Genomic DNA, 10,201 nt, shown 5'->3' on the forward strand with positions numbered 1-10,201 from the left:
GCTATTCCTTTTTGTTTGTTGTGATAATTTAAATTATAAGGAATACCTCCTTTTTTTAAACTAAAACTGTGCAATATCTATGGCTCTTAAACAAAAAATTATCAATATATAACTTGATATATTAGAAACAGTTTGATATAATCAAATGAATTATTTTTTGAGTTTTAATTAAATTAATATGAATAACAAAGCAAAAAAGCAAATAGGAATTATAGTAAATACGCTTAGAGGCGATCCTGCTTGCATTCTAAAAAATATTAAAAAAATATTAAAAAAATATGATATAGAAGCTATTATAATAGATTATGATATATCTACTTATATGAATATTAAAAAGGCTATAAGAAAATTAAGAGATGTATCAATGCTTATATCTATTGGCGGAGACGGTACTTTATTATCTGCTTTAAAAATAGCTATAAAATATGATATTTCTGTACTTCCAATATATAACGGCACACTCGGGTTTATATCAGAGATTCCTCCAAATGAAGCATATATGATACTTAATGAATATTTTGAAGGTAAAAAAACACTTTATGAAATAGAGCCTAGAACTTTATTATCTGTAAGTATATACTCTACTAATAAAAAAGTTATTAAAGAATATTTAGCTGTTAATGAACTTGTACTCAGCAAATGTTCTGGAAGGGCTATATATATTAATATTATGATATCAGGCAAACTTATATCTTCAATAGTAGCAGACGGAGTAGTAATAGCTACACCTACGGGCTCTACTGCATATGCATTAAGTGCCGGCGGTCCTATAGTGTCGCCTAGTATTGATGCCATATCTTTTGTACCTATAGCTCCGCATTCGCTTACATTCAGACCGCTGGTTATTCCAAAACATGATACTATAGAATTAGAATTAACAGAAAAATCTCTAAAAGCTATGGTTATTATAGACGGATATGATATATGCCAATTTAAAAATTATGATAAAATAAAGGCACAAATAAGTGATAAAAGCTGTTATATATTTCAAAGTGCTAACAGACTGTTTTATGATATACTTAGAAATAAACTTAATTGGGGCAGATAATGCTTAAATATCTTGAAATAAGAAATTTTGTTTTGATAGATAAATTAAAAATTAATTTCAGCAGCGGTTTTAATGTGCTTACTGGAGAAACTGGAGCTGGAAAAAGTATTATAATCAGTGCTTTAGAACTTATTACAGGTGAAAAAGGTTCTATAAGAATGGTAGGCTCTAACGGAGACAGACTTATTGTTACTGGAAACTTCAAACTTCAGTCATCTTCAGAAATAGTAAAAAATAAATTAAAAGAATGGAATATAGAAATTAATAATGATGAGCTTACTATAAAAAGAGAAATTACTAAAGACGGAAAAAGCAAATCATTTATAAATAATGTAGGAGTAAAAGTTGCTGAATTAAAAGAGCTTGGAGATTTAATAGTTGATATTCATGGACAGCATGAACATCAGTCTCTTTTTAATCCTGCAAATCATATTAATTTTTATGACAGTTATCTAAATATAGAAGATAAACTTGAAAATTATAAAAATCATTATTATAAATTAACAAAACTTATAAGACAATACAATGAAATATCACAGAATAAAAACTCCATTCTAAAAGAAAAATCTTTTTTGGAATATGCAATAGACGAAATAGAAAAAGCAAAATTAAAACCTAATGAAGATGAAGATATAAAAAACGATATAACAATGATGTCAAATGCTGAGAGCATAGCTTCATCGCTTTCTTCTATAAATAAAGATATATTCGGGAGCGAGTCTGGAGCTTATACAAAACTTACAAGAAGTATAGGAGCATTACAGGCAGTATCAAAATATGACAGCAGACTTTCGGATATTGCTTCGCAGATAGAAGGAATAACATTAAACCTTGAGGATATAAAAAGCGTATTAACAGAAATAAGATCCAAAACAAAATTTGACCCTGAAGAACTTCAGATGCTTAATGAAAGACTTTTCTTTATAAATAATCTTAAAAAGAAATACGGATCTAATATTAAAGAAATTATATCATACGCCAAAGATGCCAAAGAAAAACTAGAATCTTTAAATTTCTCAGAAGAAGATATTGAAAATTTAAAAAAAGAAATAGAATCTTTAAGAGAAAAAACTTCAATACTTGCTAAAGAAATATCGGATATAAGGCACAATAGAAAAGATGAATTTATAAAGGCAATAGAAAAAGAGATGAATGATTTAGGAATGTCATCTACAAAATTTGATGTTGAAATAACTTTAGATGAAGATGATGAAGGAATACTAAATATTGACGGCTCGAATATAAAAGCCAATTCTAACGGAATAGACAATATAGAGTTTATAATAGCACCGAATAAACAGAGCATATATCAGCCTCTTAGAAAAATTGCTTCCGGAGGCGAAATATCAAGAATAATGCTTTCATTAAAGAATGTACTTTCTTTAGGAGATTACTGTGAGACATGCGTTTTTGATGAGATAGATGTTGGAGTTGGCGGAAGAATTGCTGAGGTAATAGGAGAAAAAATAGCTGCTCTTTCAAAAAGGAAACAGGTATTAAGTGTTACACATTTGGCACAAATTGCAATATATGCTAATAATCATTTTAAAGTTACAAAAAATGAAGGCGAAGATACTGTAACTTCTACTATAGAAGAATTAGACAATTCTATGCGTGTTAATGAAATTGCAAGAATGATAACTGGAAAAGAAATTACAGAAGCAAGCATAAAGCATGCTGAAGAATTATTAGAACATGCTGAAAATAATAAAAAAATTATATAATTAATACATATCATAAAAAATAATACAATCAATTTATAAAATATCAGGAAGTAAAAAATGTATACATTGGGAATAGATTTAAGCACTCAAAGTGTAACTCTAAGTATTTTAAATTATGAAACTAAAAAAAATGAATTAAATATATCTATAGCTTTTAACTCATTAGAAGAAATAAAAAAAACATCTATGAATAAAAATAGCCTTTTAATTTATTCTAATATAAAGGGAAAAGCTGAACAAGACCCTAATATATTTTTAGCGGCACTAAATAAAGCATTTGATGAACTTAAACAAAAATGCAGTATAAAAGACATAAAAGCAATACAAATATCAGTACAGCAGCATGGACATGTTTATTTAGCTGAAAAATATAAATATAATTTAGAGAAGTTAAGAGATAAATCATCAGCAAATCAAGGTTTAATGGATATCTTTAAAGATTCATATTCATATAATGCCGCACCTATATGGAGAACTTCCTGCACACAGAAAGAAGCCAATGAATTAAGAGAAGCGGCAGGCGGAAAAGAAAAAATGATACAAATAACTGCCTCAAACTCTCCTCTTAGATTTACAGGTGCTGTTATAAAATACTATTTTGACCATAACAAAGGCTTATCAGAAAATACATACAAAATATTTTTATTAAATACATTCATAGCCTCAGTATTAACTGCCAAAGATGATGTACCTGCAGACTTTGGTAATGCTTCTGGTACAAGTTTAATGGACTATAATAAAAGAGAATGGAATGACACATTATTAAATACTATATCAAGTGATCTAAAACAAAAATTAGGAGAGATCGATGCTCCTTCTAGTTTTGCTGGATATATATCTGAATACTTTATAGAAAGATACGGTTTTGACAGTGAATGTATAGTCGGTATAGGAAGCGGAGATAATCCTCAGACAAAAGTTTTATATAAAGGCGATATATTATCATTAGGAACAAGTTTTGTTTATATGCTTGATATAGATGAAAACACAAGAGATTATTCAGGTGCTGCTAATAATATGTATGACGGTATAGATAATCCTTTTATGATATTATGCAGAACAAACGGAAGTATAGTTTTAGATGAAATTATGAACTCTTATGACAGAACATACAAAGAAGCTGAAAAATCTTTAGAAAAAAATAATGACAATCTTCCAATAATGCTGTGGCAGAAAGAAAATGAATCTGCTCCTATAAGCAAAGCATTTCCTATAAAAAGATATTATGAAACTCCTTCATTTGATGATGATTATAAAGGTATAGTTTTAAGTTCTTTAGGATTATTAGAGATATATTTAAGCAAATTTACTCATAAAAATAGAGATGATAATAAAATAGATCTTGCTGTTACCGGAGGAGCTTCAAACAATAAAGAAATAGTAAAAATAATAGCAAATATTTGGGAATCTCCTATAAAAATACTGCCTTCCGTTGGGGCTTCTTTAGGTGCTGCTTTGTCTGCTGTACTTCTTTTGAAAAAACAAGTTTCTTTAGATGAAATTAGAGCTTCTTTAATTGATAATAATGTAATAGAGCCTGATTTGATGCTTGCAAATAAATATCATAATTATATGAAAATCTTAAAAGAAAGATATGAAGATATTATTAAGCAGTTATAATCTTGCTTTGTGATAGTTGTATAGATATTCATAAAAAATTACTATATATAATTGTAAATAAAGGTATATTAATTGCAGATATTGCATTTAAGTATTTCTTAATTTTTTGAAATATACCTAAATAAATATAGTTTGCCGATTTTGAGTTATTGATAAATGTAATTATAAGTTATAAAATAGCATAAAGTATTATTAGTTGTTTAATAAAATAAGTTTTAAATGTAAAATAAATAATTTATTTTTTATAATAGACTTGTTTCAAAAGTACTTGACAAGATTATATATAAAATTTTCATAATTTATAAATTATAAAAATAATGTTTTACATGTTTTATAATTTATTATTTTAGTATACAAATATGCAGTCCTTTTGCTTCTTTGGGTCACCAAAAGAAGTGGGGTGTGGGGCAAAGCCCCACTTATAAAATAAAAAATACTAAAAATTAAAATAGTAAATTACCTATTGATTTACTTTTGAAACAAGTCTAATAATAGGTAATCAGCCGCATACCCTCACCACAGGCGGACTTCGTCTCGGGTACTTCCTAACTTCGTTCGGTCGCGTTGACATTTGATAATGGAAGATAATACCGTGCGTCCCAAACGAAGATGAGGGAGAGCTCGCTGTTGACAAACTCAAAAATTTTTAGTATAAACAAATGAAATATTATAATTTAAATATAAATGTATGCGTTTATAATAGACTTGTTCAAAAACTATTTTAATATTTAAGGATATATTATGAATAGATATGCATCTCCAATATATAAATATAAAGGAAGGATTAATTTAATAATCTCCTTAATATCAGCTTTAATAAATTTAACAGCATTACTTAATATAAATAATTTTAATTTAATAACATTTAATGCAGTATATTTATTTGGTTTCTTTTCAGTATTTATGTTTATTAATTCCCGTACAGTTTATACTAATATTTTCAAAAATTATAAAAAAGAAATAAAAAATAAAACTCTATTCTCTTTTATTGGTTTTGTTATATCATTAATTTTATATATTTTAATTACAAAAATTATATTTAATAAAGCCGCAGTATTTGATTATATATATGCACTTCTTCCTATTATGAATTTTATTTCTATAATACTAGCTAATACAGTATATTTTATATTAGAAAAAATTTTTATAAATGAAAATAAACATTTCTTTAACATTAAATGCATTTCAAACATATTATTAATATCATTTGTGTATGCATCAGTTTTTATAGCATTATATTTATTTTATGAATATAAATACATTATTATTTTATTAAGTATATCAAACTCTTTACTATCATCAGCTATACTTTCAGTTTTCAATATAATGTCATCAAAGTTTATGAATCCTTGGAGCAGATTTATATTTGTAAATGTCGGTTATATAATATCTTTGATTTTATCTTTAATAATATCTTCTATTGTAATAGCTATTTTATTTAAATTTAAAATTCAAATGTTTATTATGGTTTCTATGATAATATTACTATCATTTATAATTTCTCTTTTATTATCCCATTATATAAAAGCATATTCATATTTATAAAATATATCACACTAGTTTAAAACATTAAGCACATAAATATATTTATTACAAATCATAAACATAAATAACTTCTTCTATATCTTCATCATCTATTTTTAGACTATTTTTATTTCCAGAATCTTTAAACCCGTTTTTTTGATAAAACTCTTTCGCCTTCTCATTCTTATCAAAAACGCAGAGACATATATTTGTATAACCCAAGTCTTTCATATATTTCAAAGCCTCTTCAAGAAGCAAAGTACCTATTCCAGAACCCTGATATATTGGGTGTACATACAAGGATATTATCTCTCCGTAGCCTTCCATACTGCATCTGCTTTTTCCATGAGAAATAACTGCTATAGGTTTATCATCGATATATGCAATATGAGCCTCTCTTGTTTTATTATTAATACCCTCTTCAAACTCAGCACACCAATCATCTAAATATATTCTTTTTAAATATGAATCAGGTATAATATTTTTATAAGTATCTTTCCAGCATATAGCATGAAGCTTGCTTATATCAAAAACATCTTTTAATTCGGCTTTTTTTACAACTATATCCATAATAATATCCTAATAATAATCATTATTAATTACTATTATTATATATCAATAACTATTTATTTTCAATTATTTTAAAAAATGATTTTTTATTATATAGAACTTAAATTTCTCAAAGCATTACTTATCAAATCTTCAGCCGACATGTTATCTTTATTTTCTATAGCAGATAAAGCCTTAACAGCCTCATTATTTGAAAACCCTAATGATATTAAAGCCTTTATAACATCGCTTTCATTATCATTATAATTTTGAATTGATGAAGAAGAAATATTAATATCAATCTTTTCTATTTTGTCTCTAAGTTCAAATAAAAGTTTTTCAGCCTTTTTTAATCCCATACCCTGAACTTTTTTTAATAAATTAATATCCTTATTAAAAAGTATATGCATAAGATCATTAATTGAATACGTAGAAAGTATCTCCATAGCAAGTTTAGGTCCAACCCCTGATGCTGCTATAAGCGTAGAAAACATTTTTTTTTCTTCTCTAGTAAGAAAACCGTAAAGTATCATAGCATCTTCTTTATGTATAAGCTGAGTATAGAGTCTTATTTTATCATCATTTTTTACTTCAAGTTTTCTTGATACTATAATCTCATACCCAACACCATTACAAACAAGAGCTATGACACCCTCGGATATTATCTGAACATTACCTTCTATAAAAGCAAACATAAAAAATATTATTATAAACTAGGCTCGTATTCTAATTCTTTTATCACTTCAAGCATTTTATCAGTGCTTACTTTAGATTCATCATATTCTACTTCAGCACATGCTTTTTCCAAACTTACATCAGCTTTATTTACACCATCTAAGGCAGTTAATTCTTCTGTAACAGCTTTAACACAGTTTTGACATCCCATTCCTTTTATTTTTATAGTTATATTCTTCATTTTTTAATACTCCTTTGTTTTAATCATCTAACAAAATTATATACTAGATAAGGGTATTTTGCAATATAAAAAACAATATTATTTATTTATTTTTTCTGTTTCTTCTTTATACAAATTAAAAACAACACTCATCTCGGTTCCGACATTCTCTTCACTTTTTATATGTATGTCAGCATTGTAGTAATTACATATATTTTTTACTATTGTAAGTCCAAGTCCAGTACCATGAACTTTAAGATATTTATTATTTTTTACTCTAAAAAATCTTTCAAATATCCTGTTTAGATACTGAGGAGCTATTCCGCAGCCTGTATCTTTAACCGTAAATACCGCTTTATCAGCCTTTTGTTTCAAAAATACCTTTACATTTCCGCCGTCATCAGTATATTTTATAGCATTATCAACCAAATTATTAACTACCTCTGTAATCTTTTCTTTATTAGCCATTATAAATGCAGATTCTATATCCAACTCTATATTTATTTCTCTTTGTTCTGCCTTTATTTTATTGCTTTCAAAAACATCAAGTATAATATCCTTAATATCTATCTTTTCATCAATAGTTTCTTTCCAGTTAGCCTCTATTCTGCTTAATGTGAGCATATCTATAACAAGGTCTTTCATTCTCAAAGCCTCATTATTTATACGCTTAATAAAATCAGCCTGATTTTTACCGCCGCCTGTAGCAATAAGAAGTTCAGAGTATCCTATTATAGAAGTAAGAGGAGTTTTCAATTCATGAGAAGCATTGATAAAGAAATCCTGCTTTTCTATCTCTACTTTTCTTATATCTGTAACATCTTCAAATTTTATTAATGCTGATATATTTTCATTATTACGTATAGGTATAATAGTAATTTCTATATCCATAGTATGTTCTTTCACATCAAATTTGGAAAACCTATTAAACTCTATAGCATTATCAATTCTCTCTATTACTTCACTGCTTTTTATGATTTCACTTAAATTTTTTATATTACTGTCAGATATTTCAAGCAAATCAACCGCATACTGATTAATAAAAAATATCTCTTTATTTTTATTAACAGCTATAATACCCTGTGCTATATTTTCAAGTACATATTTAAGTTTTTCTTTTTCAGTCTGGTAACCTGTAATATTTTCATTAAGACTAATAGCTAGCTCATTAATATCATAAAGAATAGTATTAATATCATTATAACCCGTCAGGTTCTTGGGGGCAGCCGATTTATTATTATAAATATTATCAAGAGTTTCTTTTATCATATAAAAAGGAATCATTATATTTCGGCTCATCAAAGGAAGTACCAGTGCCATAATTATAATAACAACACCTATAACCATAACTGCAGTAAATAAAAAACTTATTAAATATTTATTAACAGAATCTATAGGTATTGAAATTCTTAATATATAATCTCTATCATCATCAGCCTTAATCTTTTTTGATACATACATATAAGGTGTTTTCTGGCTTATAGATGTATGTATAGAAAAAGCAGGCTTATTTTCAATACTATGAAGAGCCTCTATTACATCGCTTCTATTAGTATGATTTCCCATAGGATTTTTAGAAGTATCTGTAAGAGTATCTGCTACAACCATTCCATTAGTAGATATTATACTTATCCTAAGTTCCTCTTTATCCGATTGAAGCACAAACTTTCTAAAGGCATCTTCTGTTTGTACATCATATAAATCAATTTCTTTTTCAAGCATATCCATAATATTTAATATCATAACCTGACTGTACATAATATTATTATATTGAACAGTAAATAGTATTCCTATAAACATTAATGCACTTGATAATATAAGAATAAGTAATGATTTATAAAATATATTCCTAATCATAGTATTTTTATGCTTCTGTCAATTTATACCCCATACCTCTGACAGTTATTATATTTTCTTTAGTTAAATCGAGTTTTTGTCTGATAGATTTTATATGCATATCAATAGTTCTTGTTTCCATAGAATGATCTACACCCCATACTTCTTCAAGCATAGTTTCTCTATCAACTACATTATTGGCATTTTCCATTAAAAGTTTAAGCAAATCAAATTCTTTCTGTGTTAAAATAACCTGCCTCTCCCCAACAAAAACGCTTCTTTTTTTAACTACTAGTTTTATTTCACCAAAAGTAAGCTCTTCTGCATCAAGTCTGACATCTTTTTTTCTTAAATTAGCTTTAATTCTTGCAAGAAGTTCAAGAACAGAAAAAGGTTTAGGCATATAGTCGTCTGCACCTAAATTAAGCCCTGTAACAATATTAATTTCGCTTGCCTTTGCTGTAAGCATTATCACCTTAATAGGCAGATGGGCATAATCTGTTCTAATAATCTTTAATATCTCTGTACCCTCTATGTCTGGGAGCATTATATCAAGAAGCACCAAATTAGGTGTCTGCTTCTTTAACGCTTCAAGCATGTCATTACCATTTGAGAAACATTCTATAGTATATCCTGCTTCCTCAACGGTATACTTAATAAGATCTCTGATGTTGTCATCATCTTCTACTGAGTAAATAAGTTCTTTATTCATAATCTAAACTACCAAAATAATATAATTTTTTGTTATATAAACTGCATATTTTATGCTATTAATATACAACTTATATACAATAATAATATAATAAAAATTTATTTTTTGTCAAAATTTTTTATAGCCGCTAAAAAAATCATTCGTATTTTATTTAATATAATAACTTTCATAGCTAATATTAAGTAAAAAATATTAAATTTTGCACGGGTTCCATACATATTGCATTTAAGTATTCCTTAATTTCTTAAAGTATAGCATAGGAGTATCATAATTTAAAGTAGAATGTATTCTTT

At 26.8% G+C, this 10,201-nt stretch carries 9 protein-coding genes; 4 read left to right on the plus strand and 5 right to left on the minus strand.

Annotated features, from left to right (window positions below; all coding sequences use genetic code 11):
* Nucleotides 1-178 precede the first annotated feature (178 nt).
* From Q1X91_RS14630 to Q1X91_RS14645, 4 genes are all read left to right on the plus strand, one after another.
* Complete coding sequence (locus tag Q1X91_RS14630; protein ID WP_300759174.1) at nt 179-1,048, plus strand: NAD(+)/NADH kinase; 870 nt, start codon at nt 179-181, stop codon at nt 1,046-1,048.
* Nucleotides 1,048-2,772, plus strand: coding sequence for a DNA repair protein RecN (gene recN / locus Q1X91_RS14635; RefSeq protein WP_300759175.1), 1,725 nt, complete (start codon nt 1,048-1,050; stop codon nt 2,770-2,772). Before Q1X91_RS14630 ends, recN begins: the two co-directional genes overlap by 1 nt.
* Nucleotides 2,773-2,829: 57 nt before the next feature.
* On the plus strand, nt 2,830-4,392 hold the full coding sequence (locus Q1X91_RS14640; RefSeq protein WP_300759176.1) for an FGGY family carbohydrate kinase: 1,563 nt from the start codon (nt 2,830-2,832) through the stop codon (nt 4,390-4,392).
* A 741-nt stretch (nt 4,393-5,133) separates the two neighbouring features.
* Nucleotides 5,134-5,937 (plus strand): hypothetical protein, encoded by an 804-nt coding sequence (locus Q1X91_RS14645; RefSeq protein WP_300759177.1) that lies wholly within the window; start codon nt 5,134-5,136, stop codon nt 5,935-5,937.
* A gap of 45 nt (nt 5,938-5,982) precedes the next feature.
* Here Q1X91_RS14645 and Q1X91_RS14650 read toward each other — a convergent pair whose 3' ends face one another.
* From Q1X91_RS14650 to Q1X91_RS14670, 5 genes are all read right to left on the minus strand, one after another.
* Entirely contained in the window at nt 5,983-6,486 is a 504-nt protein-coding gene (locus Q1X91_RS14650; protein WP_300759178.1) for a GNAT family N-acetyltransferase, read from the minus strand.
* Between the two features lie 89 nt (nt 6,487-6,575).
* Nucleotides 6,576-7,160, minus strand: coding sequence for a Holliday junction branch migration protein RuvA (gene ruvA, locus Q1X91_RS14655; protein WP_300759180.1), 585 nt, complete (start codon nt 7,158-7,160; stop codon nt 6,576-6,578).
* 11 nt (nt 7,161-7,171) lie between these two features.
* Entirely contained in the window at nt 7,172-7,381 is a 210-nt protein-coding gene (locus tag Q1X91_RS14660) for a cation transporter (RefSeq protein WP_300759183.1), read from the minus strand.
* A gap of 78 nt (nt 7,382-7,459) precedes the next feature.
* A complete protein-coding gene (locus Q1X91_RS14665) occupies nt 7,460-9,217 on the minus strand; it encodes a HAMP domain-containing sensor histidine kinase (protein WP_300759185.1) in 1,758 nt (585 codons plus the stop codon).
* Between the two features lie 7 nt (nt 9,218-9,224).
* Complete coding sequence (locus tag Q1X91_RS14670; protein WP_020005531.1) at nt 9,225-9,908, minus strand: response regulator transcription factor; 684 nt, start codon at nt 9,906-9,908, stop codon at nt 9,225-9,227.
* Nucleotides 9,909-10,201: the final 293 nt, after the last annotated feature.

Source organism: uncultured Brachyspira sp., from assembly GCF_949287625.1.
Taxonomy (GTDB): Bacteria; Spirochaetota; Brachyspiria; order Brachyspirales; family Brachyspiraceae; genus Brachyspira.

What these genes read in the sequence shown, in the direction of transcription:
- Q1X91_RS14660 (WP_300759183.1), bottom strand. Translation starts at nt 7,381, where the DNA reads ATGAAGAATATAACTATAAAAATAAAAGGAATGGGATGTCAAAACTGT.
- ruvA (WP_300759180.1), bottom strand. Translation starts at nt 7,160, where the DNA reads ATGTTTGCTTTTATAGAAGGTAATGTTCAGATAATATCCGAGGGTGTC.
- Q1X91_RS14665 (WP_300759185.1), bottom strand. Translation starts at nt 9,217, where the DNA reads ATGATTAGGAATATATTTTATAAATCATTACTTATTCTTATATTATCA.
- Q1X91_RS14670 (WP_020005531.1), bottom strand. Translation starts at nt 9,908, where the DNA reads ATGAATAAAGAACTTATTTACTCAGTAGAAGATGATGACAACATCAGA.
- Q1X91_RS14630 (WP_300759174.1), top strand. Translation starts at nt 179, where the DNA reads ATGAATAACAAAGCAAAAAAGCAAATAGGAATTATAGTAAATACGCTT.
- recN (WP_300759175.1), top strand. Translation starts at nt 1,048, where the DNA reads ATGCTTAAATATCTTGAAATAAGAAATTTTGTTTTGATAGATAAATTA.
- Q1X91_RS14650 (WP_300759178.1), bottom strand. Translation starts at nt 6,486, where the DNA reads ATGGATATAGTTGTAAAAAAAGCCGAATTAAAAGATGTTTTTGATATA.
- Q1X91_RS14640 (WP_300759176.1), top strand. Translation starts at nt 2,830, where the DNA reads ATGTATACATTGGGAATAGATTTAAGCACTCAAAGTGTAACTCTAAGT.
- Q1X91_RS14645 (WP_300759177.1), top strand. Translation starts at nt 5,134, where the DNA reads ATGAATAGATATGCATCTCCAATATATAAATATAAAGGAAGGATTAAT.